Annotated in this window: 16 protein-coding genes; 5 read left to right on the forward strand and 11 right to left on the reverse strand. The window is 75.1% G+C overall.

Annotated features, from left to right (window positions below):
* The first annotated feature begins 162 nt into the window (after window positions 1–162).
* The gene (locus ACIQGV_RS32470; RefSeq protein ID WP_402500948.1) at window positions 163–1275 is read left to right on the forward strand and encodes an ABC transporter substrate-binding protein; all 1113 of its coding nucleotides are present in this window, start codon (window positions 163–165) and stop codon (window positions 1273–1275) included.
* Between the two features lie 40 nt (window positions 1276–1315).
* On the opposite strand, the gene ACIQGV_RS32475 is transcribed toward ACIQGV_RS32470, so the two are convergent.
* Together ACIQGV_RS32475 and ACIQGV_RS32480 are read right to left on the reverse strand one after the other, a co-directional pair.
* The gene (locus ACIQGV_RS32475) at window positions 1316–1663 is read right to left on the reverse strand and encodes a MarR family winged helix-turn-helix transcriptional regulator (protein ID WP_402500950.1); all 348 of its coding nucleotides are present in this window, start codon (window positions 1661–1663) and stop codon (window positions 1316–1318) included.
* A 141-nt stretch (window positions 1664–1804) separates the two neighbouring features.
* Window positions 1805–2743, reverse strand: coding sequence for a LysR family transcriptional regulator (locus ACIQGV_RS32480; RefSeq protein ID WP_402500952.1), 939 nt, complete (start codon window positions 2741–2743; stop codon window positions 1805–1807).
* A 135-nt stretch (window positions 2744–2878) separates the two neighbouring features.
* Here ACIQGV_RS32480 and ACIQGV_RS32485 point away from each other — a divergent pair, with 135 nt between their 5' ends.
* Both ACIQGV_RS32485 and ACIQGV_RS32490 read left to right on the forward strand, forming a co-directional pair.
* On the forward strand, window positions 2879–4153 hold the full coding sequence (locus ACIQGV_RS32485; RefSeq protein ID WP_402500955.1) for an MFS transporter: 1275 nt from the start codon (window positions 2879–2881) through the stop codon (window positions 4151–4153).
* A 40-nt stretch (window positions 4154–4193) separates the two neighbouring features.
* Complete coding sequence (locus tag ACIQGV_RS32490) at window positions 4194–4562, forward strand: amphi-Trp domain-containing protein (protein WP_402500957.1); 369 nt, start codon at window positions 4194–4196, stop codon at window positions 4560–4562.
* Between the two features lie 110 nt (window positions 4563–4672).
* Here the strand turns inward: ACIQGV_RS32490 and ACIQGV_RS32495 are convergent, their stop codons facing one another.
* The 5 genes from ACIQGV_RS32495 to ACIQGV_RS32515 form a co-directional block, all read right to left on the reverse strand.
* Complete coding sequence (locus tag ACIQGV_RS32495) at window positions 4673–5986, reverse strand: helix-turn-helix domain-containing protein (protein ID WP_402500960.1); 1314 nt, start codon at window positions 5984–5986, stop codon at window positions 4673–4675.
* A gap of 141 nt (window positions 5987–6127) precedes the next feature.
* Entirely contained in the window at window positions 6128–7432 is a 1305-nt protein-coding gene (gene ccrA, locus ACIQGV_RS32500; RefSeq protein ID WP_402500962.1) for a crotonyl-CoA carboxylase/reductase, read from the reverse strand.
* A gap of 47 nt (window positions 7433–7479) precedes the next feature.
* Complete coding sequence (locus tag ACIQGV_RS32505) at window positions 7480–8502, reverse strand: alpha/beta hydrolase (protein WP_402500963.1); 1023 nt, start codon at window positions 8500–8502, stop codon at window positions 7480–7482.
* A 30-nt stretch (window positions 8503–8532) separates the two neighbouring features.
* Entirely contained in the window at window positions 8533–12852 is a 4320-nt protein-coding gene (locus ACIQGV_RS32510) for a beta-ketoacyl synthase N-terminal-like domain-containing protein (protein WP_402500966.1), read from the reverse strand.
* Window positions 12849–14537: a fatty acyl-AMP ligase gene (locus tag ACIQGV_RS32515; protein WP_402500970.1), complete on the reverse strand. Its 1689-nt coding sequence runs from the start codon at window positions 14535–14537 to the stop codon at window positions 12849–12851. Before ACIQGV_RS32515 ends, ACIQGV_RS32510 begins: the two co-directional genes overlap by 4 nt.
* Window positions 14538–14755: 218 nt before the next feature.
* Here ACIQGV_RS32515 and ACIQGV_RS32520 point away from each other — a divergent pair, with 218 nt between their 5' ends.
* The gene (locus ACIQGV_RS32520; RefSeq protein ID WP_402500973.1) at window positions 14756–16213 is read left to right on the forward strand and encodes an MFS transporter; all 1458 of its coding nucleotides are present in this window, start codon (window positions 14756–14758) and stop codon (window positions 16211–16213) included.
* 65 nt (window positions 16214–16278) lie between these two features.
* On the opposite strand, the gene ACIQGV_RS32525 is transcribed toward ACIQGV_RS32520, so the two are convergent.
* Both ACIQGV_RS32525 and ACIQGV_RS32530 read right to left on the reverse strand, forming a co-directional pair.
* Window positions 16279–17904 carry an alpha/beta fold hydrolase gene (locus ACIQGV_RS32525; protein WP_402501099.1) on the reverse strand — a complete coding sequence of 542 codons (1626 nt, stop codon included), beginning with the start codon at window positions 17902–17904 and terminating at the stop codon, window positions 16279–16281.
* Complete coding sequence (locus tag ACIQGV_RS32530) at window positions 17904–19265, reverse strand: alpha/beta fold hydrolase (protein WP_402500976.1); 1362 nt, start codon at window positions 19263–19265, stop codon at window positions 17904–17906. Before ACIQGV_RS32530 ends, ACIQGV_RS32525 begins: the two co-directional genes overlap by 1 nt.
* A 616-nt stretch (window positions 19266–19881) precedes the next feature.
* On the opposite strand from ACIQGV_RS32530, the gene ACIQGV_RS32535 reads away from it, so the two are divergent.
* Window positions 19882–20301, forward strand: coding sequence for a molybdopterin-binding protein (locus ACIQGV_RS32535; RefSeq protein ID WP_402500979.1), 420 nt, complete (start codon window positions 19882–19884; stop codon window positions 20299–20301).
* 361 nt (window positions 20302–20662) lie between these two features.
* On the opposite strand, the gene ACIQGV_RS32540 is transcribed toward ACIQGV_RS32535, so the two are convergent.
* Window positions 20663–20989 carry a CU044_2847 family protein gene (locus ACIQGV_RS32540; protein WP_402500981.1) on the reverse strand — a complete coding sequence of 109 codons (327 nt, stop codon included), beginning with the start codon at window positions 20987–20989 and terminating at the stop codon, window positions 20663–20665.
* 35 nt (window positions 20990–21024) lie between these two features.
* Complete coding sequence (locus ACIQGV_RS32545) at window positions 21025–23673, reverse strand: CHAT domain-containing protein (protein ID WP_402500984.1); 2649 nt, start codon at window positions 23671–23673, stop codon at window positions 21025–21027.
* Between the last annotated feature and the right edge of the window lie 653 nt (window positions 23674–24326).

Genomic DNA, 24326 nt, shown 5'->3' on the forward strand with positions numbered 1-24326 from the left:
ATCCCGGCGGCCGTTCTGGATCTGTGGTGCCGGGCGCCGGACCGCCGCATCCCGGCCGGCGTCGGACGGTCCTTCCCCGGCACGGCACGGCAAGGCAAGGCAAGGCACAGCACGGCACGGCACGGCACGGCACCGGCATCGTGAATCAGGAGACACCCACGCATGAGCACGCCCCCATCGCGCCCCGAAACGGAGCGGGCTGACGGAGCGTCGGTCCGCATCGGCGCTCTCGCCCCGCTGTCCGCGCCGGGCTGGGTCGAGGCGGGCCGGCATCTGCTCGCCGGGCTCGAACTGGCCGTCCACGAGGCCAACGACACGGGCGGGATCGGCGGAAGACCGCTGGAGCTGCTGGTCCGTGACACCGCGGCCGATCCGCAAAAAGCGGCGGCAGCCGTGGACGAGCTGGCCGGTCTGGGCGTGGCCGCCCTGGCGGGGGAGTACCACAGCGTCGTCGCGCGCGCCGCCGCCGCGCGGGCCGACGCCCTGGGACTGCCGTTCCTCTGCTCCTCGGCGGTGCTCGACGCGCTCACCGACGAGCCGACGCGATGGGTCGCGCGCCTCGCCCCGGCGCAGTCCCACGGCTGGCGGATCTACGCGGACTTCCTTCTCGGCGAGGGGCACAGCCGTATCGCCCTGGCGGTCCAGCCGAGTGTCTACTGGGCGTCCGGGGCCCGTGTCCTGCGCGACCACCTCGCTCCGCGCGGCGGTACCGTCGTCGAACTCGACATGAGCGCGCTCACGCCTGCGGCACTGTGCGAGGAACTCGCCGGCAGCGGCGCGACGGCCCTTCTCCTCCTGGTCGGCACGCCCGAACCCGCCGTGTCGGTCGTCAGGGCCGTCCGCCGGGACGAGCGCCTCGCCGGCCTCCTGCTCGGCGCCCCGGCAGGACAGCCGGAGTTCGCAGGATGGGCCGCGCTGCTCGGCGCCGACGGCGCGGGTGTCCCGTTCCTGCGCTACCTGCCCGATCGCCTCACCCCTCTCGGGGCCCGGGCCGGGACGGCCCTGCGCGAGCGCCTGGGGGAGGAGCCCTCCTTCGTCGCCTTCGAGGGCTACGACACCGGCGCCGTCCTCGCCGACGTGCTGCGCTCCTGCGGCACGGACCGGGCCCGTGTCGCCGCGTCCTGGCCGCACGTGGCGGTCGAGGGCACCCGCGGGAAGATCCGGTTCACCCGCACACCGGGCATCGGTGTCCGGCAATGGGCCTGGCCTCCGGTCCAGGTGGCCGACCGTGACCCGAAGGATCCGGACCGCTTCCGGGTCCGCCACACCGGATGAGGCCCGAGAGACCCTGCGAGGTGAACGGCGCCCTCGCCGTTCAGTGACCCGCGCGCTCCCGGCTCGCCTCGTGCAGGGCGCCGAGGGCCCGCAGGAACACCTCGCGGTCGGCGGCGGGGATCTGCCCCGGCAGGCGTTCCTCGCCCGCCTGGACGGCCGCACTGACGGTGTCCCGGAGGCGGCGCCCCTCGGGTGTGAGGGAGAGCAGACGCACCCGGCGGTCCTGGGGGTCGGGTCGGCGGATCAGCAGCTCGCGGGACTCCGGGTCGTCGAGTACGGCGATGATCCGCGTCTTGTCGGCGTGGACGGCCCCGGCCAGTGCGGCCTGGGTGCGAAGCGGCGTCTCGTCGAGGCGGGACAGCACCGGTTCGTCGGCCTGCGGTCCCATGGGGAGATCATGCGCGCGTACCGGGGAAGGGGCACCCTGACCTCGGTCACCTGGCACGCGGACGCGTTCGACCCGGCGGAGACCTGGGCCCGCGCCTGGCTGCTCGGCCGGCCTCGGTCCCCCGGGAGGGGCGCGCGGCCCTCAGGCCGGGACGACCCAGTCCGGCCGCCAGGTCCCGGTGGCGTCATGAGGCCCCGTCGACGTCGCGGCGAGGTGGGCGCGGAGCGCGGCCAGGGCGGGGTGGGGGTTGTCGCGGTGCCAGAGCAGGGAGTGGGGGTAGACGGGGGTCGGACCGGTGAGCGGGATGCGGCGCAGGCCGTGGCCCGCGGGCCACACCAGGCGGGTGTGCTCGCCCATGAAGGTGGCCAGGGCCGGGGTGTCGGCGACGGTGTCGAGGAGTGCGTCGGAGCCGAAGTTGGGGCCGGTCGCCTCGATGGTGAGGCCGAACTCGCCGACGAGGTCGTCGTAGTAGGCGGCCCACTCGGTTCCGGGGACGATGCCGGGCATCCAGATCCGGTGCCCGGCGAGCCGGGCGAGGGGCACCGACCGGGCGGACGCCAGCGCGTGGGCGGGGCCTGTGAGGAGCTGGAGCGGCTCGTCGATCACCCGGACCGACGCGATGTCCTCGGGGAGGGGCCGGCCGGGCGCGGCGACGGCGCGGAAGGACGCGTCGATCGTGCCGGACCGGACGGCGGCGACGGCCGTGTCGATGCCGGACAGCGTCACCAGGTCGAGTTCGGTCGCGGGATGCGTGCGGTGGAAGCCACGCATCAGGCCCGATGCCGCACCGCGCAGGTTGATCACGTCGACGCGCAGTGGACGCCGGCCGGCGCCCACGGACGCGGCGGCCCGGTCGGCGGCCCGCAACAACTTCTGGGCGTGGGGCAGGAACGCCTGTCCGTCGATGGTCAGCTCGGCGCCGCGTGGTGTGCGGTTGAACAGCCGCGCACCGAGGCTGCGTTCCAGCGCGGCGATGCGCTTGGAGACGGCCTGCTGGGTGACCGCCAGCTCGATGGCGGCCTCCTGGAACCGCCCCGCGTCGGCGGCGGCGACAAAGGTCCGTACGGCGTTGAGGTCCATGCCGACACCGTACGGCCACAACCATGGGTTGTGCCGAGGCGGCTCCGTGGTTGTTTGATCCTCGGGCCCGGCCCTCGCTTGGATGCTTCCCGTCGCGGATCGGCCGTGCGGCCGAGGGAACGAGGGGCGTCGGACATGAGGAGCGGACAGCGGCGCAGGCAGCGGCTGGGCGGACCGAGGCTGGGCCGTCGGTTCGGCTGGCTCTGGGGAGCGTACGGGACCAGCGCGCTCGGCACCTGGCTCGCTTTCGGGGCCTTCCCGCTGATCGCCGTCCGGGTGCTGCACGCCGGGCCGGCCGAGGTCGCCGCGCTCTCCTGCGTGGGGTCCGCGGCGGGTGCGGCGATGGCGGTGCCGCTCGGCCCGTGGGTGGAGTTCCGCCGCAAGCGGCCGGTGCTGATCGGGGCGGACCTGGTGCGGTGCGCGGCGCTGCTCACGGTCCCCGCCGCGTACGTGCTCGGCGTGCTCACCCTCGTCCAGCTCCTGCTGGTCTCGGTCGTCGTCGCGGCGGCCGACATCACCTTCCGTGCCGCCTCCGGCGCCTGGCTGAAGGCGTCGCTGCCGGCCGAGGACCTGCTCGTCGCCAACGCCCGCCTGGAGTCCACGACCTGGACGACCACGATCATCGGTCCGCCGCTGGGCGGCGCGGCCATCGGGCTCCTCGGCCCGGTGGTGACGGTGGTGGCCGACGCCGTCAGCCACCTGCTCTCGGCCCTGGGCCTGTACGTGATGGGCGGCCGGGAGCCCCGTCCCGGACACCGGAAGGACACGCCGGCGCGGGCCGGGGACCTGCTCGACGGCTGGCGCCACATCCTCGCCGACCCGGCGCTGCGCCCGCTGTTCCTCAACACCGTCCTGTTCAACGGCCTGGTGACGGCCGCGCAGCCGCTGCTGGCCGTGCTGATGCTCGGAAGGCTCGGGTTCGCGCCGTGGCAGTACGGCCTCGCCTTCGCCGCACCCTCGATCGGCGGGCTTCTCGGCTCATGGCTGGCCCGGCCGCTCGTCACCCGGTTCGGACGGCGCCGGGTCCTGCTCACGGCCGGGACGCTGCGCGCGATCTGGCCCGTCGGCCTGGCCTTCCCGGGTCCGGGCACCGGCGGGCTGCTGCTGGTGATCGGTGTCGAACTCGGCCTCGTCCTCTGCTGCGGCGTCTTCAATCCCGTCCAGGCCACCTGCCGGCTGGAGCGCGTCCCGGCGGACCGGGCCGTCCGTACGCTGTCGGCCTGGGCGGTGACGGCCAGGGCCTCGGCCGCGCTGCTGACGGCCCTCTGGGGCGCGCTGGGTGCCCTGCTCGGCCTGCGCACGGCCATCGGCCTGGCCGGCGTCCTCCTCCTGGCGACCCCGCTGCTGCTTCCGCGCGGTGCCGCCCTGCCGTCCCGCGGGATGCGGATCGGACAGGGGACACCACAATGAGTCTTGGCTGTCCGTCTGTTTTATTGGGATTGGTGGAGGTATGGCGAAAGATCTGAGCTTCGAGTGGAAGAAGTCGCTGTCCCGTCATGAGGCCGCCGACCGCCTCGCGGCGCTGGCCGAGGCGCTCAGGAAGGGCGGGGAGGCGGAGCTGGAGCTGGACGCGGGAGTGGTGAGCCTGCGCTTCCCCGACGAGCTCCGCACGGAGGTGGAGGTGGAGGTCGGTGACGGCGAGATCGAGCTGGAGATCGAACTGAAGTGGCCGACGCGCCCCTCCTCCGGCGCCCGCACCGCGGCGAAGAAGACCGAGAGCGCCCCGGAGGCCGCACCCGAGCGGGCCCCGAGAACCGCGCGGAGCCGGAAGTCCGCCTCACCCGAAAAGCCCAAGCGCGCTCCCGCCAGACGCACCTGACGTTCCTGGCGTGCCTCAGGGCGGTTCGGGCGTGAGCAGCGGCCCGGCGGACGAGCGCGCGGCCGCGCGCTCGTGGTCCCGGTACGGCTCCGTGCCGTGGCCGATCGGCTTCATCGCGCCTCCCGCACGGGCCGGGCGGCATGCGGCGCCCCGTCACCGCACAAGGGCGCCTCTCTCACCGCCGACCTCACCGACACCTGCGACGCCACCGACACCGCCGGCACCGGGGATGCCGCCGGCACCGGGGACGCCGCCGAGCCGCCCAGCAGCCGGGCGAGGACGAGCATCGTCTCCAGCCGCCGCTCCGTGCGGGGCAGTTCGTCCCGGGTCACCTCGGCGATCTTCCGCAGCCGGTAGCGCACCGTCTGCTCGTGCACGAACAGACGCCGCGCCGTGACCACGGCGTTGTCGGCGCTGTCGAGATAGGTGAACAGCGTCTGCAGCAGCGGCACGCGACGCCGCTCCGGCAGCTTCAGAAGCGGCCCGAGCGTCTGCGCCGCCACGGCGTCGAGCAGGTCCCCCGCCCGGGACGCGGCCAGTGCGGCGAGATGGTCGACGCAGTCCAGCGGCGCGTCCGGGGGCAGCAGGCCCTGGAGGATCATGTCCACGGCGTGCCGTGCCCAGCTCAGCGAGTCCGCGGCCCGGTCGACCGGCACCACGGGCCCGAGTGCCGCTCCTCGGGTGCGCAGCAGCGGGAAGTGCCGCCGCCCGTCCGGGAGGATCAGGAACGGCCCGTCGGGTAAGTGCCGGGCCAGGACCTCCTCCGGCAGGACGATGCCGTGGGTGCGGGTGCCCGGGGGCAGCGCGAGCACGGCGACGGTCTCGGGCAGCGGCCAGGACGCGGCCTCGGCCAGCGCAGCGAGCGACGACCGGTCCAGGGTGAGGTCCGCGGTCAGGGCGTCACGCAGCCGGGCCCGGTGCTGCCGTACCAGGGACCGCGGGCCGCCCTCGTGCTCGAAGCCGCCCACCGCGGACTCCGTCGCCGCCCGGATCGTCGCGGACGCGCTCTCGACCAGCGACTCCAGCGTGGACGCCGGCCACCGGAAGCGGTACGCGTCCTTGATCAGCCGCCGGTGCGCCACCCGCCCCGCCACACTCAGCGCCGTGTGCAGCGTGTCCAGCGGGTAGCCGACGCGGTGATGCTGGGCCCCGATCCGCTCGTAGAGCGAGGTCAGGTCCGAGAGGTGCGAGCCGTCGGCGCTGCCCGTGCCGAGGGTCGCGAGGAACAGGTGCACCGTGCGGTCGATGACGCGGCGCAGGGCGAATTCCCGGGTGCGGTTCAACGTCTCGGCGTACTGGGGCAGCCGGGCCGCGACCTGATCCTCCATCTCCGTGACGGCGGCCTGGACGTGCGGGCCGAGCAGACGGCGCACCTCCCGCGGCGGCGGGGCGGAGGGGTAGGGCTGTGCCAGGCATGTGGGCATGGGGAGTCTCCGGCGAACGGCTCGGACAGGGGGGCGTCATCGTGTGACCGCCGTGCCCCGTGTGCCAACCCCTGCCCCGCCCCGCCGGCGAACACTGTCACACCCCTGACAGTCCGCTTCCCGTGCGGTGTCGGCCGACTGCTAGGAAAGGAGGGCCGGTCGCCGGTCCCGGGGCTCCGACGCGCCCAGCCCCGTGTGCGGCGCGAGCGCCAGGACGCCCACCTTTCCGCTGTGCCCGCCGCGCTGGACCAGACGCGCGGCCTCACCGGTCGCTTCGAGCGGGTACGTCACCGACAGGGCCGGACGCAGCAGCCCCAGCTCCAGCAGGCGCTGGGTGGCGGCCTGCTCGTCGAGGTTGGCGCCGTGACTGCCGATGACCCGCTTGAGCCGCATCCACAGGTAGCGGTTGTCGAACTCGTGCCGGTAGCCGGTCGTCGATCCGCACGTCACCACCGTGCCGCCGCGCCGCACCACGTACACCGAGACACCGAACGTGGCCCGGCCCACGTGCTCGAACACGATGTGCGGGTCCTCGCCGACCGCCGCCCGGATCGCCCGGCCCAGACGGCGGCCCACCACCGACGGATCCGCGGGTGCGGCGGAGCCGAGACCGATCTCGCGCCGGTCGACGACCGCGTGGCAGCCGAACTCCCGCGCCCGGCGTGCCTTCTCCTCGCTGCTGACGACACCGACCGCGATCCCGCCGCCGCCCCGCACGAGCTGCGCGGCGTACGCGCCGAGTCCGCCGGCCGCCCCCCAGATCAGCACCACGTCGCCCTGCTTCATCCGGGCCCCGTGCTCGCCGACGAGCATCCGGTAGGCGGTGCCCGCGCACAGCGGGCTGCTCGCCGCCTCCTCCCACGTCAGACGGTCCGGCTTGGGCAGGAGCTGGCTGGCGCGGGCGACGCAGTAGTGCGCCAGACCGCCGAAGTTCGTCTCGAAGCCCCACGCCAGCTGGGCGGCGCTGAGCATGCCGTCCGCGTGCGCGGCCGGATCCTCCTCGTCGACGTAGGCGGGCGTGACCACGACCCGGTCACCGATCCGCCAGCGCCGCACGCCCGCGCCGGCGCGCACCACCACGCCCGCCGCGTCCGAGCCGATGACGTGCTGCGCGGCGTCGTGCCGGGCCGCCCAGCCGCCCTGGCGGCCGAACTGCCGGAGGAAGGAGAACGTCGGCACGGGGGAGAACATCGCCGACCAGACGGTGTTGTAGTTGATGCTGCTCGCGAACACGGCCACGAGCACCTCGTCCGGGGCCAGTTCGGGCATCGGCACCGGACCCACCTGGATCGACTTGCGGACGTCCTTGTCGTCGACTCCGGTGAACATGCCGACATCCTCGACCCGCAGATGGGCCGCCCGGTACTCGGCGGGCACGGGCAGTTCGGCCAGTTCGGCGGCGGTGGCTCCGGCCACCACGGCCTCGGCGAGCGGATCGTGTCGCATCGCGTTCCTCTCGGGCTGTGCTCGGGACATGTGGGGGGTGGGCGGGGTCATCGCCGCGGGAGTCCGAGGCCGTCGGCGAGCGTCGGCCACGACGCCCTGAACTCGGCCTGCCAGGACGACCAGGCGTGTGTGCCGCCCTGGTACAGATGGGTCTGCGCGGGTACGCCGAGGGCGGCCAGGCGTGCCGTGAACCTGCGGGCCTGTGCCCACAACGTCCCCTCCAGGACGGCCCCTTCGAGGTTGCCGAAGTCGTCGCTGGGAACACCGCTGCCCTGCGCGACGTACAGGCGTGTGCCTCTGAGCCGGTCCGCGAGGGCGTACGGGTTGTGCGCGTTCCAGATCTCGCGGTGCAGGACGGAGCTGCCCCACAGCGCCGTCGGCGACCGGAGTTCACGGGCGACGATCGCGTGGACGACGGTGACCATCCCCGGGGCCGTGGTGTCGAGGACCCCGCTGTAGGAGGCGGCGGCCGCGAAGGTGCCGGGCCGGCGCGCGGCCAGGGCGAGCGCGCCGTAGCCGCCGGTGGACACTCCGGCGACGGCCCGCCGCGGGCCCGCGTGGAACGTGTCGCGCAGCAGCTGCGCCAGCTCGTCCGCCTGGAAGGTCTCGTAGTCGGGTGTGCGGCGGCCGTAGTTCCACCAGTCGGTGGGGATGCCCGTGGGCCCCGACGACGGCATGACGGTGATGACCTCCTGCCCGGCCAGGAACTCCTCCACGTCGGTCTCCCGCGTCCACGACGTGTGGTCGTCGTGCGCGCCCTGGAGCAGGTACAGCACCGGCCGTTCGCGCTCCGGAGCGTCGTCGTACGAGGCCGGGAGCAGGACGCGCACCGGCACGTCGGCGCCCACGGCCGGGGAGCGCACGGTGAGGTCGACGGTCCGCTCGTCCAGCCGGCGCTGCCCGACGATCCGGGCACCGTCCTGGGCGGCGGCACGGCCGGCGGGTACGGCGGAGGCGGGGGCCGCGCCGTTCGCGGTGGAGGCCGTGAGCGTCCCGCCGGCGGCGAGGAGGACGGCGACGGCGAGCGCGGCCGGACGGGTGGTTCCGTGCGGGCGGCGGTGTCGGGGCATGGGTGCTCCAGAGGGTGTGCCTGCCGGTGGTCAGGGGGAGGGGAGCGCGCGGGCCAGCTGTTCGGCCAGCGTGTCCACGACCGGTGGGTCGAGCAGTTCCAGGTGGTGGCCGGGCAGCGGCGTCACGGTGAGGTCGCCGCAGTACGCGTCCCAGCCGAGGGCGGCGTCGGTGCGTTCGTAGCGGGGGTCGCGCACGGTGTGCGGGGCCGGCCGGGTCGCCCGGTACAGCAGGGTGCGGCCCGCGTACGGGCCCGGTGTGTGACGCTCACCGCTGCGCAGGTCGAGGTACGAGGTGCGCTGGTGGGCCAGGACGGCGGCCGGCAGGTCGGCGGCCTCCTGGAGCAGCTTGAGGACGAGATCGATCCGGGCCGTGTCGTCCAGCACCCCCAACTCGTCGTAGGGAAGGTCGAGCCGGGCGCCGTAGGTGTCGGCGACGTAGGCCGCGAAGTCCGCGAAGCGGCGCTGGGCCTCGTCGGCCGGGGTGCGCGCGGGTGCCGACGGCAGCGGGAGCACCGAGTCGACGAGGACCAGCGCCGCGACCTCCCCGTGCCGGGACAGCTGCCGTGCCGCCTCCTGGGCGACGGCACCGCCGTACGACCAGCCGCCCAGCACCCACGGGCCCTCGGGCCGCAGCAGCCGCACCCGGCGGGCGAACTCCGCGGCGCGGCCCGCCACGTCGGCCGGGTGCTCGACCCGGTCGAACCCGAGGACCGGCCGGTGCCCGTCCAGCCGTGCCGCCAGGTGTCCGTACACGTCGGACGACCCGCCGGCGGCGTGGGCCAGGAACAGCGGGGCGTGCGGGCCCGTGCCGGGGAAGGCGCGCAGGACGCCCGGTGTGCCGTGCACCGGCTCGGCCGGGTGCGCGAGCCCCGTCGCACGCGGCGGCGCGGCGACTCCGTGCGGCGCGTCGGTGTCGTGCGGCGCGGCGACTCCGTGCGGCGCGTCGGTGTCGTGCGGCGCGGCGACGCCATGCGGCGCGTCGGTGTCGTGCAGCAGTTCCGCCAGGTCCCGCGGCGTGGCCCGGCGCAGCAGCGGGCCCGGTGGCAGGACGACGCCGAACTCCCGCTCCGCCGCGGCCGCGAGGCGGACCGCGGTGAGCGAGTCGAGCCCGAGTTCGGTGAGCGGGAGGTCGGGGGCGATCCGGTCGGGACCGAAGCCCATGACGTGCGCGATCAGCGCCCGCAGCCGGTCCGGCGCGGTGGCCGCGGCCCCGCGCGCGTCCGGCTCGGGCACCGGCGCCCGAAGCGCCGGTGCCCCGGGTGTCTCGCCCGCCCAGAAGCGACGGTGGTGCCAGCGCGGCGAGGGGACGTCGACGATCCGGCCGGCCGGGTCGAGGGTCTCGCGCGCGTCCGGCACGCGCAGCCCGTGCACGAGCAGCGAGGCGAGCGAGGAACGGAACACCCGCGCGTCGTCACCGTCCCGGCGCATGGTCGAAAGGACCAGGGACGCGTCCGCGCCCGCCGCCTCCAGGGTCTCGGCGAGGGCGCGCGCCTGCGTGGTGTGCGGGGCGACCTCGACGAAGACCCGGTGCCCGTCCTCGGCCGCCGCGCGCACCGCCTGCGTGAAGCGCACGGGGCGGCGCAGATTGGCCAGCCAGTACGCCGTGTCGTACGGGTCGCCGGCCCGCGGGTCGTCCAGGACGGTGCTGTAGCGGCGGCACGCGGGCGCCGAGTGCGGCACCGCCCCCAGTGCGGCCCCGAACCGGTCGAGCAGCGGGGCGACGTCGGGCGAGTGGCCCGCGCCGGTCACGGGCAGGGTCCGGGCGAATCCGCCGTCGGCACCGACCCGGGCGACCAGCGCCTCGACGTCCGCCGCCGAACCGGTCACCACGCACTGCGACGGCGAGGCGTGCACGGCGACGTCCAGCGACGGCCACCGCGCGGTCATGGCGGCGATGTCGTCACCGGGGACGTCGACCACGGCCATCGCGCCGCCGCGCAGGGTCGCCAGGAGCCGTGAGCGCACCGCGACGATCCGCGCCCCGGTCGACGCGTCGAGGGCCCCGGCCGCGACGGCGGCGGCGATCTCGCCCAGCGAGTGGCCCACGACCGCCGAGGGCTCCACGCCGCAGGACCGCCACAGTTCGGCCAGTGCCACCTGAAGACCGTAGAGGACCGGCATGACCAGGGCGGGGGAGGACAGGTCGGCGTCCGGCGAGGTCGCCGCGCGCAGGGAGATCCCGGCGTGCTCGCGCAGGACCGGTTCCAGCCGGTCCACCGCCGCGCGGAAGGCGGGCTCCGCGGCGAGGAGGGCACGCCCCATGCCGGGCCAGTGCGACCCGTATCCGGAGAACACCCACACCGGCCCTGCCGTGTCCGCGGCCGGTGACGGCCGGTCCGCCGTGACCAGGCCCGCGGCCGGTCCGCCGTCGGCGAGGGCGCGCAGCGCGGCCCCGGCGGCCGCCCGGTCGGCGGCCACGACGGCGGCGCGGTGCCTGCCGCGCCCCGTGCGGCCCGCCAGGGTCCGGCCGAGGTCCGGCAGCCGTACGCCGCGGCTGTCCGGCGAGGCGAGCCACCGCGCCAGCTCGCCCGCGTGCTCCCGCAGCCGGGTGCCGGTCGGGGCGTCCAGCAGGAGCACGGAGGGCCGCACCGGCGGCGCGGCGGCGACGGAGGCCGGTGCGCGGTACTCCGCGAGTGCCACGTGGGCGTTCGTGCCGCCGATGCCGAACGCCGACACGCCCGCGGTCGCCGTGCCGCGGTAGCGCGGCCAGGGCTCCACGGAGGTCACCACCCGCAGGCCGAGCGCGTCGAGGTCGATGTGCGGACCGGGCCGTGTGAAGTGCAGCTGCGGCGGCAGCTCGTCGTGGTGCAGGGCGAGGACCGTCTTGACGAGCCCGGCGATTCCCGCCGCGGCCTCCAGATGGCCGAGGTTCGTCTTCACCGAGCCGAGCAGGAGCGGCCGGTCGGGGGAGCGGCCCCGGCCCAGCGCGGCACCGAGGGCGGCCGCCTCCGCCGGGTCGCCGAGCGGGGTGCCGGTGCCGTGCGCCTCCACGTAGTCGACGTCCGGCGCACCCGCGCCGTGCGCCCGGGTCAGCAGGTCGCGCTGCGCGGTGACGCTGGGAGCGCTCAGACCGTTGGAGCGGCCGTCGGAGTTCACCGCCGTGGCCGTGACGAGGGCGAGGACGCGGTCGCCGTCGCGTTCGGCGTCCGCGAGCCGCTTCAGCACGACGACCCCGCAGCCCTCGCCGCGCACCATGCCGTCCGCCGCCGCGTCGAACGCCTTGCACCGTCCGTCCCCGGCCAGCGCCCCGGCCCGCTGGAAACCGAGGGTCACGGCGGGGGAGAGCAGGACGTTGACGCCCGCCGCGAGCGCCACGTCGGACGTGCCGTCGGCGAGGCTGCGCACGGCGTGGTCCACGGCCACCAGCGACGACGAGCAGGCCGTGTCGACGGCCAGGCTCGGGCCCCGCAGGTCCAGCGCGTACGACAGCCGGCCCGCCGCCACGCTCAGCGCGCCCCCGGTCACGGTCCACGGTGACACCGACTCGGGCCGGGCGGAGGTGAGCTGGGCGTACTCGGTGCCGCTGATCCCGACGAACACGCCCGTCCGGGTGCCCGCGAGCGAGGGCGCCGGCAGCGCCGCGTGGTCGAGGGCCTCCCGGGCGACCTCCAGGAGCATCCGCTGCTGCGGGTCGAGGACGACGGCCTCGTCGGCGGAGATGCCGAAGAACTCCGCGTCGAAGCCGGCGATGTCACCGAGTGTTCCGGCGTGCCGGACGAGGTCGTCCGGCAGATGCGAACCGGGGGGCACGAACGGCTTCCAGCGCCCCTCGGGGACGGTGGAGACGGCGTCACGGCCCTCGGCCAGAAGCCGCCAGAAGGCGGCCGGGGAGTCGGCCCCGCCCGGGAAGCGGCAGCCGACCCCGATCACGGCGACCACCGGACTCCCGCCCGCCGCGGGCAGGCCGGTGCTTCCCCTCGCCGCAGACGCGTCGCTGCTTCTGCTTGCCGAAGGCGCGTCGGTGCCGCCCCGCGCCGCAGGCCCGTCGGTGCTCCGGCCCGGCACGGGCTCACCGGCGCCCCCGCCCGGCACGGGCTCACCGGCGCCCCCGCCCGGCACGGGCTCACCGGCGCCCCCGCCCGGCACGGGCTCACCGGCCTCGCCGCCGGGCCCCGCGTCCGCCGTGAGGGCCGCGACGAGGGCGGCCGGTGTCGGGGCCTCCCACAGCAGGGTCGCGGGCAGCTTCCGTCCCGTCACCTCGCCGAGGATCCCGGCGAGCGCGACGGCGTCCCGCGAGGTCAGGCCCAGTTCGGCGAACGGCCGGTCGTCGGTGACGTCCTCGGCCGCCACCCCGCACCACTCGCACAGCCGCGCCACCAGCACCTCGCGCACGCGCTCGCCGGTGCTCATCGCAGGGCCCCCGACAGGAACCGCTCCCGGCACGCGGACCTCGCCACCTTCCCGCTCGACGTGCGCGGCACGGATCCCGGCCGCACCAGGACCAGTTCGGCCAGGCGCAGCCCGTGCCGGGCCGCCACCGCCGCGCGGGCCGTCAGGCACGCCCTTTGCAGGACGGCGGGGCCGGCCTCGGCGTCCCGCCGGGTCTCCGCCACCACCACGAGGTCCTCGTCCCCGGAGCCGTCCCGGCGCGGGACGCAGAACGCGGCCAGCCGGTCCTTGCGCACCACCTCCACCGAGCCCTGCACCGTCTCCTCGACGTCCTGCGGATAGTGGTTGCGGCCGTCCACGACGATCAGGTCCTTCAGCCGCCCGGTCACCACCAGCTCCCCGTCGTGCAGCGCTCCGAGGTCGCCGGTGCGCAGCCAGCCGTCGCCGAAGGTCTCCGCCGTGCGCTCCGGCTGCTTCCAGTAGCCCGCGCCGACGTTCGGCCCGCGCACCTGGATCTCGCCGATCCGCGCCTCGCCGAGCACGGTCCCGCTCTCCCGGTCCGCGATCCGCACCTCCTGCCCGACCGGCCCTCCGCACACCGCCAGCCGTGCGGTCCCGCCCGGCCGCTCCTCGATCCGGCCCGCGGCGAGGGCGTCCGCGTCGCACTCCAGCACCCGCGGCGGTCCGGCGGACCCCGCCGCGGTCACGAACACGGTCGCCTCCGCGAGCCCGTACGCCGGACCGAGCGCCTGCGGGGCGAGCCCGGCGGCCTCGAACGCGGCGCGGAACCGCTCCAGCGTGCCCGGCCGTACGGGCTCGCTGCCGTTGAGGAGCGTCGCGACCCGGTCGAGCCGCAGTCCGGCCGCCTCCTCCTCGGTGACGCGCGACACGCAGTAGTCGTAGGCGAAGTTCGGGGCCGCGCTGATCGCCCCCGGGTGCTGTCCGAGCAGGCGCAGCCAGCGCGCGGGCCGCTCCAGGAAGGCGACGGGGTCCATCAGCACGGAGGCGTACCCGGCGTACACCGGAGCCGCGACACTCAGCACCAGGCCCATGTCGTGGTACAGCGGCAGCCAGCCCACCGACGTGCTGCGGCCGGGCGCGAGACCGAACGCGTGCGTGGCCTGCCGTGCGTTGGCGACGACATTGGCGTGCGTCACCATCACACCGGACGGGTTCCCGGTCGAACCCGAGGTGTACTGCAGGTACGCCACATCGCCGGACGCCTGCGGGGGCAGCTCCGCCGCGGGCGCCGCGGGCGGCAGCTCGTCCACGGCGACGACCGGCAGCCGCCCCGCCGCGAACGCCTCCACCGCCGCCCGGGACGCGCCGTCCGACAGCAGGCACGCGGGCTCGCAGTCCTCCAGCACCGCCGTCAACCGGCCCGCGTGCCCGGGCAGTCCGGGGCCGAACAGCGGAACCGCGATCGCTCCCGCGTACAGACAGCCCAGGAACGCCACCACGTAGTCCGGTCCCTGCGGCATCAGCAGTGCCACCCTGTCACCGGGGCGCACGGTGCCCGCCAGGTGCCCCGCGACCGAGCGGGCCCGGCTGTCCAGGGCGCCCCAGCTCAGCGTGCGATGCGTTCCGGGGGACGCGGGACCGGGGAAGTCGACATGGGTCAGGGCCCGTTCATGGCCACGGTACGTGGCCCAGTGCCGCAGCCGTTCGGTCAGCGACGACGGGTGCTCGGGCGGCGTCTCGGTCATGTCGGTGACTCCACGGTGGTGACGGACGGTGCGACTGAGGGCCCAAGGTTCCGTTGTCCCGCGACGCCGCAGAAGTCGATCCGCTGACAGTTCGTCCGGGGCGGGTTGTCAGCCCGCCGACAACACCGGCCGCGGAGTTTCGGCATCCGGCGCAGCAGTCCCCGCCCTCCGGCCGCGCGCACAATCCCCGCAGGCACCGGCGGCCGGAGGGGGAGCGGATGCGTCGCGGAAGACTGTGGGCCCTGCTGGTCCTGCTGTCCCTGACGGGGTTCCTGACCACGCTCGACAACACGGTGCTGAACGTGGCCCTGCCCACCGTGGGGGACGAACTGGGGCTGGACGTCACGGACCTGGAGTGGGTCGCCACCGGCTACGTCCTGTCGTTCGGGGCGCTGCTGCTCGCCGGAGGGCGGCTCACCGACCTGGTCGGACGCCGCCCGGTCCTCGCCGCCGGCCTCCTCGTCTTCACCGTCTCCTCCGCGGCGGCGGCCCTCGCGGACACCGGGGCGGGTCTCGTCGCGGCCCGGGCCGTGCAGGGCGCCGGGGCCGCGCTGGTCGTCCCGGCCTCGCTCGCGGTCGTCACCGCGGACCTCCCGGCCCGGCGCCGTTCCACCGCCGTCGGACTGTGGACGGCGTCCCTCGCCACCGCCCTCGCCCTGGGACCCGTGATCGGCGGGTTCGTCACCGAACACTGGGGCTGGAGCTGGGTGTTCCTGCTCAACGTGCCCTTCGGAGCGCTCGCCCTGCTGCTCGTACCGGCCGTTCCCGAGGCCCGCCGGCGGGCAGCCCGCCGCGGGCCGGGGGAACTCGACCTGCCCGGGCTCGTCCTCTCAGCCCTGGCGCTGTTCCTCCTCACCTACGGTCTCGTGAAAGGCGGCGAGCACACCTTCGGCACCCCTCCCGTGCCCCTGTGCCTGGCGCTGTCGGCCACGGCGGGCTGCGCGTTCCTGGTGGTCGAGGCGCGCAGCCCCCTGCCCCTGGTGGACCTGCGGCTGCTGGGCGACCGGTTCCTCGCCGGCGGCATCGCCACCCAGGCGCTGTGGGGCATCGGCGTGAACGGCGTGTTCTTCTTCACCGCCCTGTACCTTCAGCGGATCCTCGGCTTCTCACCGGTCGACGCGGGCCTCGCGTTCCTGCCGCTGGCCGGGGCGCTGCTGCTGTGCACACCGTTCGCCGAGCGGGCCGCACGGCTGCTGGGCGCCCACCGCTCCGTCGCCGCCGGGCTCGTCCTGGTCGCCGCGGGCCTCCTGCTCGTCTCCCGGACCGGACCGGCCGCCGGCTGGGCGCAGCTCCAGCCGGGACTGCTGCTCGTGGGGGCCGGCTCGGCGCTGACCACGCCCCTGACCGTACGGTCCCTGGCCACCGTCCCCTCGTCGCGCACGGGCATGGCGTCCGGTCTGGTCAGCGCGGCCCGCGAGGTCAGCGGGGTGTTCGGGGTCGTCCTCGTCGGTGTCGTGCTGACCCGCACCGAACGAAACGCGCTGCGCGACGGCGCCGATGCGCGCAGCGCGTTCCTCGACGGCTACGACACCGGACTCCGGCTCGCCGCGGGGTGCGTCCTCCTGGGCGCCGTCGTCACGGCCGTGACCCTGAGCCGGCCGGGACGCCACCGCCGTCCGGCGGCACGGCGGACCCGCCGGCCGGTGCGTGCCGGAGCGCACCGGCGGCCCGGCTGACACGGACGCGGCCCGGCGGAACGGCCTGCCCCCCCCCGGAAGAGCGGGCTCTTCCCGGCCGGCTGCTACGGCGCGATCTCGAACTCCGGTGGCTGCAGCCCCGCGAGGCACGACCTGTCGGGTGCGTCCGGGGTCTCGAAGAAGGAGACGGTGATCGTCTGCGCGCACCGGGACCCGGCGAAGGTGACGTGGGCGACGTAGGGGACCGTCACGGCGGTGGAGCGGCTCAGGGTGCGGGCGGCGTAGGCCCCGTTGCTCGGCGCGGTCTGGGCGTCGAAGCCGCCCGACAGGACGAGGCTCGGGATGCCGCTGCGGGTCACCTCGCGGACCGAAGCCGGTGCGGCGGGGACGTCCCAGGCGCGGCAGTCCGCGTGGAGCCAGGCGAGCTGGGGGGCGTTGGCCAGCACCGAGCGGGGGAACGACGGGAACGCGCGCCGCCCGGCCCGGATCACGTCGGCCTCGCTCTCGAAGGGGGTCCACTCGCTGCAGAAGATGCCGTAGGCGAGCCCGTGGGCGACCCTTCCGACGGCCTGCGGGCTGAGCTTTCCGCCCGCCCACTGCTCGGCGATCCGCCGCGGGTCGCCATGAGCCAGCTCGTCGATGGAACGGGGCACTCCGGCCGCCAGGTGGGTGGCGGAGGTCAGCCAGGTCACCAGGACCCCGCCGTCCAGCACGACCTTCACCGGCTCCGGACGGCCCGGGACCGTGACGGTGGTCGTGAGCGGCCGGGCCTCCAGTTCACGGACGAGCCGTTCGAAGGTCGCTTCGAGACGCGGGTAGCGGCGGTTGCAGGCGGGCTGTTCGGCGCAGGCCCGGAACAGACCGTCGAAGCCCTCGCGTGCGGCACGCCAGGTCACGGCTCCTCCGGCCAGCGACGGCGGCAGGACGCCGTCGATGCCGACCGACCGGACGCCCTGCGGGTGCAGCCGCATGTAGAGGAGCGCCAGGTCGGTGCCGTAGGAGATGCCGAAGACGTTCCACCGTCTGATGCCCAGCGCCCTGCGCAGGTCGGCGTAGTCGGCCGCGCTCTCGGTGCCGTTGTAGGCCGCGAGGTCGGCCCCGGCGCCCGCCAGCCGGTCGCGGCACTCCCGGGTCGCGTCGACGTGCAGGCGCCCGGTGGACCGCGCGCCGAAGACGAGGCCGACCGCGCGTGCGTTGAACTCGTCGATGTTCGGGCAGGTGAGTGCGGGGTCGGCCGAGTACGTCCCCCGCTGGGACATGAAGATCACGTCACGGTCGCGGTTCAGGCCGCCGTCGACGGCCATCTGGGCCTCGGAGACGGCGTCGTCGCCGGGCCCGCCGGCGAACCACACGATCGGGTCGGACGCCGGGGTGCGGGTGGCCGCCGGAACGACGGCGACTCCGAGGGTGATCTTCCGCCCCCGCTGTCCGGGCCGCCTTCCGTACCCCGTGTCCCCTGCCTCCCGGGAGCGGCTCTCGGGCACGGTGAGCGTTCCGCAGCGGGCCCCCTCCAGCGCCGGGACCGGGTCCGCCGTCCTCGGACAGGGGCCCGGCACGAAGCGGGCGTCGCCCACGGACCGGGCGACCGTGCCGAGCGGCGCCGCGGCCCCCGGCTCGGCACGGGCGGGCAGCGCGGCGGCGCCGGCGACGAGGGCTCCGGCGGTGGCTCCGGCCAGTGCGACCGGGAGCCGTCTCCACGAGCGGCGGCGAGGGGACGGGCGAAGGGACATCATGCGGTCTCCGGGTCGGGCGTGATGGTGAACGGTCGTGGGGCAAGACCTGCGACGCACCCGGTGTCGGGCGCGGCCGGCCGTGCGAGGAAGGAGGTCAGGACCTGCTGCGCGCAGGGCGACTGGGGGACGACCCAGTGGCCGATCCCGGGAATCCGCACGGCGGTCGAACGGGGCAGTGTGCGCCCCGCGTACGGTCCCCAGCTCGCCCCCGTCTTCGCGTCGAAGGTCCCGGAGAGGATGAGGGCCGGCACACCGCTGGTGGTGGCCACCCGCTGGATCGGCGTGCGGTCCGGGACGTCCCAGACGCGGCAGACGTCGTACTGGAAGGGAAGCTGCGGGGCGTGCACCAGCACCGTGTCCGGCCAGCCGGGGAAGGCCCGGCGCCCAGCCCTCAGCACGTCGGACTCGGTGAAGCCCGGCGCCCACTCGGCACAGGCCACCGAGTTCGTCAGCCCGTGGGCGAACTCCCCGACGACAGGTGTCGCGGCGCCGGCCCGGGCCTGCGCGAGGCGCTCCGGACGTCCGTGGGCGAGTTCGTCGAGCGCCGCGGGGACGTCCACGGCCGGCAGGGCCGAGCCGTCGGCGACCAGCAGGTTCACCAGCGCGCCCCCGTCGAGGACGACCTTCACCGGGGCTCCGCCCCCGGGCGGCGGCACCCTCAGCGTCAGGGGGTGCGCCTCAAGACGGCGGACCTGCTGCGTCAGCGTGCGCGGGAGGTCCGGGTAGCGGCTCCGGCAGCGGGGCTGGGCCTCGCACGCCGCGAAGATCGCGCCGATCCCCTCCCGGGCGCTGTCCCAGGTCCACGGCAGGCTCACGATCTGCGGCGGTGCGACGGAGTCGATCGCCACGGAGCGGACCCCCTGCGGGTGCCGGCGCAGATAGGTGAGGGCCAGGTCGGTGCCGTAGGAGTAGCCGTAGACGTTCCACCGCCCGATGCCCAGCGCCCTGCGCAGATCGGCGAAGTCCGCGGCGTTCTCGGTGGTGTTGTAGGCGCTCAGCCGGATGCCCTCGGCCGTCAGCCGGTCCCGGCACTCCTTCGCCGCCCGCACCAGCAGCCGCCCGGTCGAGGGGGCGTCATAACGCAGTCCCACGGCCTTCGCGGAGAACCGGTCGATCTCCGGGCAGGCGAGGCTCGGCTGCGAGTGGAGCGTGCCGCGCTGGGCCATGACGATGAGGTCGCGGTCCCGGTTCACGCCCGAGGCGATCAGGAAGGGGATGCTGCCGATCGCGTCTCCGCCGGGGCCGCCTTCCATGAACACCACCGGATCCCCGGCCGGCGACGCCGACGCGGCGGGAACGACGGCCACGGCGAGCCGCAGGGTCCGCCCGCCGTGGCGGGCGGTCCGGCTCTCGGGCACTTCCAGGTACCCGCACCGGCCGGGGACCGGCTCGGGCGTGTCCGGGCAGGGCCCGGGCACGAACCGCGCGGGCCCGCCCGGCCGCGGGCCGTTCGCCGCGGACGGCGCGGCACCGCTCGGTGTCGGGGCGAACGCCCCGAGGAAGGCCAGGCCCGCCGCGGCGAGCGCCAGCCGGCTCCGCGCCGCCCGGGACCGTCGCCGCGGGTACCGGTGCCGTGCCCGCCTCCGCCCGGACCCGCCGCTCCCGCGAACGGACGGCAGGCAGCAGCCCGTTGTGATGCTCTGTTCGGCCATGTGATCCCGTCTCTCCACGCGATGTCGGCCGCGCCGAGGCCGACCACCGCGGCCGCGCGGCCACGCCCGTCCGCGGATGCCTCGGGCACCGGGCACGGCGTAGGGCCAGCCTCGGTGGGCGGACGGACGAGCACCACTCGTGGGCTCCACTCGGAGCAGTCCGGGGGTGCGGGGCGAGGGGCCGGGCCACGGCCCCGCGTCCGTCCGGCCGGTGGACACGACGCGTGTCGCCGGCCGAAATACGCCGTCCCGCGGCCTCGCCCGAGACGCTGGGCGCAGAAGCGACGACGGTTCCGGCCACGGCTCAGCGAGGCGCGATCCCATGACTCTTTCTCTGCGCAACCAGCTCCCCGGCACGGTCACGGCCCTCACCCTCGGCGAGGCCATGGCGGCGGTGAAGGTGCGCCTGACCGGCGGCCAGGACATCACCGCCGTGATCACCGCCGACGCCGTGAAGGAGCTGGGACTGGCCGAGGGGAGCGCGGTCAGGGCGCTCGTGAAGTCCACCGAGGTCGCCCTCGCGACCGGGCCCGTCTCCGGTGTCTCCATCCGCAACCAGATGGCGGGCACGGTCACCGGCGTGTCGACCGGAGGCGCCATGGGGTCGGTGAAGGTCCAGGTCGAGGGCGGTGAGCTGACCGCGGCGATCACCAAGGAGGCGGTCGAGGACCTGGGCCTGGCCGTCGGCACCTCCGTCGTCGCACTGGTCAAGGCGACCGAGGTCTCGCTCGCCACGGCCTGACCGGCCCGTGCGGCAGGGCGACCCCGTGCGGCAGGGCGACGAGGACCGCCGCGCAGGGCCGTCAGGACGGCGCGGCCCGGCCACGGCGCCGCCACCGTCGTCCCGGCGGCCCTCACGCTCGTCCGTACGGCGACCGCGTCGGCTGTACGGCGGCCCTGTCGGCGAGACCGGGGCAGGCGGCGAGGCCGGGGCCGCCGCCCGGCCGGCCGCCGTGTCCGGCCACACGTCGTGGCCCGGCATCGGTGCCGCCCGTGCCGGGTGACCTCGGTGGGGGAGACGTCCCGGAGGGCGCGGCCCTCGCCGGCATCGGCCGGTGGGGCGTGCCGGTGCCGCCACGCCCGCCCCGGGCCTGTCCGGGGAGTTACGGCTCGGTCCGGTGCCAGGTGAGGGTGACGGTGAAGTTGGCGGTGGCGCTCGCCGAGGCGATGAAGGCCCCGGCCTCGGTGTGCAGATTGAGGCCGAAGGCGACCTGGACCTCGTCGGGGGACTGCGCCGCCGACCGGATCTGGGCGACCACCGCCTGCATGGCGGGCTGCACGCGGTGAACGGCGTCCTCGAAGGAGCGTTTGGCGCGTTCGGAGATCTCGGGGCCGCCGAGTCCGCGTGTCACCACCGCGGCCGACCGGTCGTTCACCTCGACGAGCACCGTACTGCCGTCCTCGGCAGGGAATTCGACCAGCCGCCCCATGAGAGTTCCTCCGTTCCCCCGGAAGTCCGCCGGATTCAGCCGAGCGTCCAGAGCGTGACGCCGCTCCGGGTGCCGGTGGCGAGACGGGTGCCGTAGGGACTGAACGCCACCGAGGTGACCGGACTGTCGTGCGGCATCTCGCAGATCATGCGGGCGTGGGCGGTGTCCCAGACCCGTGCTGTGCGGTCCTCGCTGCCGGTGACGAGACGAGCGCCGTCCGGGCTGAAGGCCACCGAGGTGACCGACCCCTCGTGGGCCAGCTCCTCGACCTGGCCCGGGTTCCACAGCCGGGCCGTGCCGTCCAGGCCGCCGGTGGCGACACGCCTGCCGTCCGGGCTGTACGCGACCGCGCCGAGAAAGCCCCTGCGATCCTCGAAGATCTTCAGGGAGGTGCCCACGTCCCACACGTGCAGGCCGTCCTGGTCGGCGATCACCAGGCGGCCCCCGTCCGGGCTGAACGTCACCGCGTTCACGGCCCGTTGCCGGAACGAGAAGATCTTCTGGGCGCTCCCGGCGTCCCAGACGCACACGGAGTCCACCGCGCCGGTGGCGATCCGGCTGCCGTCCCAGCTGAACGCCGCCGCGGTCACCCGTGGCCCGGAGGGGAAACGGACGGCCTGCTCACCCGACTTGGCGTCCCATACGGCGGCCCCCTTCTTCCCCTGGCCGACAAGACGCGTTCCGTCCGGACTGGCCGCCAGGACGTAAGGGCCCCACTTGTTCGCCGTCCTGACGGTGAACCGCTCGTAGCCGGCCATGTCGTACACGCGGATCCGTGCGTCGGCCCATGACTTCACGGCGACGGACCATCCGCCCGACGCCCAGGCCAGCGCCCCGCAGGGTGCCTTGATCTCCAGGATCTTCTTCGGGTGGACCGCCGACGGATCCTGGATCTGGAAGGTCTCCGCGGCCCTTCTCTGGCGTTCCAGGCACATGCTGCGGCGACGGACGCAGTCACCGTACTCGCCCGCCTCCTTGGTGAGTTCGTCGTAGCAGGCGATGGCCATGGGCCAGTCCTCGGCCTCCTCGGCCTCGCGGGCCCGGATGTACACGCGTTCCAGGTGCGCCGCGTGCTTCCTCAGCTCCGTGCGGGCGCGTGCGGTCAGTCCGTCGGGGTCGGCGGCGGCCGGGTCGAGGTCGGCGAGTTCCTCGCCGACCTCGATCACGGTCTCCCACCGTTCCGCCTCCGCGTGGTGCCGCAGTTCGTCCTGGAGATGCGCGATGCGCTCCTGCTCGCGGCAGAAATCACGTCGTGCCAGGGCGTCTTGGTACTGAGGGTCCTTCTGCGCGATCTGCTCGTAGCAGTCGGCCGCGTACGACCACCGGCCGGCCTTCTCCGCCTCCACCGCCCGGTCGTGGAGCCCGAGGAGCTGATCCTGGCCGGCGGCCTCGGCGCGCAGCCTGATGGCCTCGCTGTGATTCGGGTTGAGCGCGAGCACCTGGTCCAGCAGTTCGACGGCCTTGCCGGGGCGGCCGATCCGCAGCTCGACCTTGGCCAGGACGTAGAGCTCGCGCGCCCGGGCGCCGGTCCGGTCGTCGTCGTCCACCGACCGGTGCGGTCCGTCCTGCGGCGCCGGCCGCTCCGAGGTGGGCAGATTGAACAGGAGGTTCGCCTCACCGCGCACGTACAGCACCGGAGTGATCCACTCCAGGGACTGGCCCGCGCCGAGCATCGAGATGCGCCCGCTCCTGACGGCGTTGTCGACCCTGCGCCCGTGGGCCAGCGCGGTGTAGAACCCCTGGGCGAAGCGCACCGACGCCCGGTCGCTGACCGCGAACTGCATCGCCGCCACCGCGCTGATCCCGCCGCGCACGAGGGCCGCCCCCACGCTGGAGAATCCGTCGTCGCTCCCGCCCTGGGCGGACGCGCAGGAATTCAGCACCATGAGCCGCGGCGCGGGATCCGCCTCCCCGACGAGGTCCGCCAGGCGCGACGCCTCCACCATGTGAGCGCTGCCGCCGTCGCCCACCAGGGCGATGAGCCCCTCCTCGGACCGGACGTCGTAGTCACCGTGCCCGATGAAGTGGAGGACGTGCCAGGGGCCGTCCAGGAGACGCGCGTGCAGGCTCGACCAGGTCGCGTCCGTCAGCCAGACCAGCTCGACGCGGCCGGCGGCGACCTGCTCCGCGAGTGCCTCCCCCAGCCGTTCCCGTTCGGCCTCGGTGTCCAGCAGGGGGAGCCCGCGGGGGGAGGCGATCACCACCAGGATCCGCAACGGCGGCTCCACCGGCAGGGGGTTGGGCGTGTAGGAGGCGGGAAGATGCCGGACCATCGGCTCGTGCCGGCACACGTAGGCGTCCACCAGCGGGTCGAACAGCGTCTCCCAGGGCAGGAGCGTCAGTTCGGGTGACTCCAGCCGCAGCACTATCTGGAGCTTCTCCTGCCGCGCCAGGGCCACGCTCTGGCTCGCCCGGTAGGTGCCCGAGACCGGGCCGGCGAACAGCGCGTCGAACAGCTGCTGTCCCATCTGCTGCACGGCCTGTTCGCCCACCGGCACCACGCGGCGTGCCGCGGCGGCGGAGGCGAGCACCTTGTTCTCCAGCTCGGAACGCTGAGCCAGCAACCGGTCGACATCGAGACTCAGCGGTGCCCGGGGCTCCCCGCCGGCGGCAGCTCTGACCACCCGCACCTCGTACTCGCCCGGGTGACGCTGCCCGATCTGTAGTTCCAGGGTTGTCGCCATCGCCACCCCGTTCCCGGCGGACCTGCGCGGTCCTGACGGCCTCGCGGCCCGTCCTCATGAGGGGAAGCGGCTCATCCGCCTACATGTCCATGATGCGGCGAGCGCCATGTGCCTGCCATTCCTGTGGGTGATCATCGCCCGGCGGCGGACGGACCGCCGGAGCCGGTACGACGACGGCCGCCCCGCCCGGCTCGGCCGGAGCCGGGCGGGACGGGCCATCCCCGCTCGCCGCGGTCGGCGGTGGAGCGGCTGACCGACGACCCGTGGCCGGTCGTCGCGCAGGAGGCCCGTGCGCGGCCGGCCGACTGGCCGTCGGCACGATCGTCCGAGTCCCCCTGACGGGGCCGCCGCCTGCTGCCGCGCACGGACCGGAGCGGCAGATCCACCCGTACGGGGAGCGCGTGCCGGGCTCCCGCGAGCCGGTCTCGTGGACGAGCGCCGACCTGAGCGGCCGGCCCCGCGGACGAGAGCGCGGGGCATGGACCTGCCGTGCGTGTGACGCAGGCGTCGTCGGGTTTCTCTGACAGCCCTTCGGGGAGAGCTCTATGGTTCGGTGCGAACGGGCGCGGTGGTCTTCTCCGTGTCGCCGCCTCGTGTGAAGCTGCTGGACCGAACCGACCACGAACGACCCGCACGGCATGCATGAGAACCGG

Origin of the sequence: Streptomyces sp. NPDC093094 (assembly GCF_044754345.1) — a bacterium.
Taxonomy (GTDB): domain Bacteria; phylum Actinomycetota; class Actinomycetes; order Streptomycetales; family Streptomycetaceae; genus Streptomyces.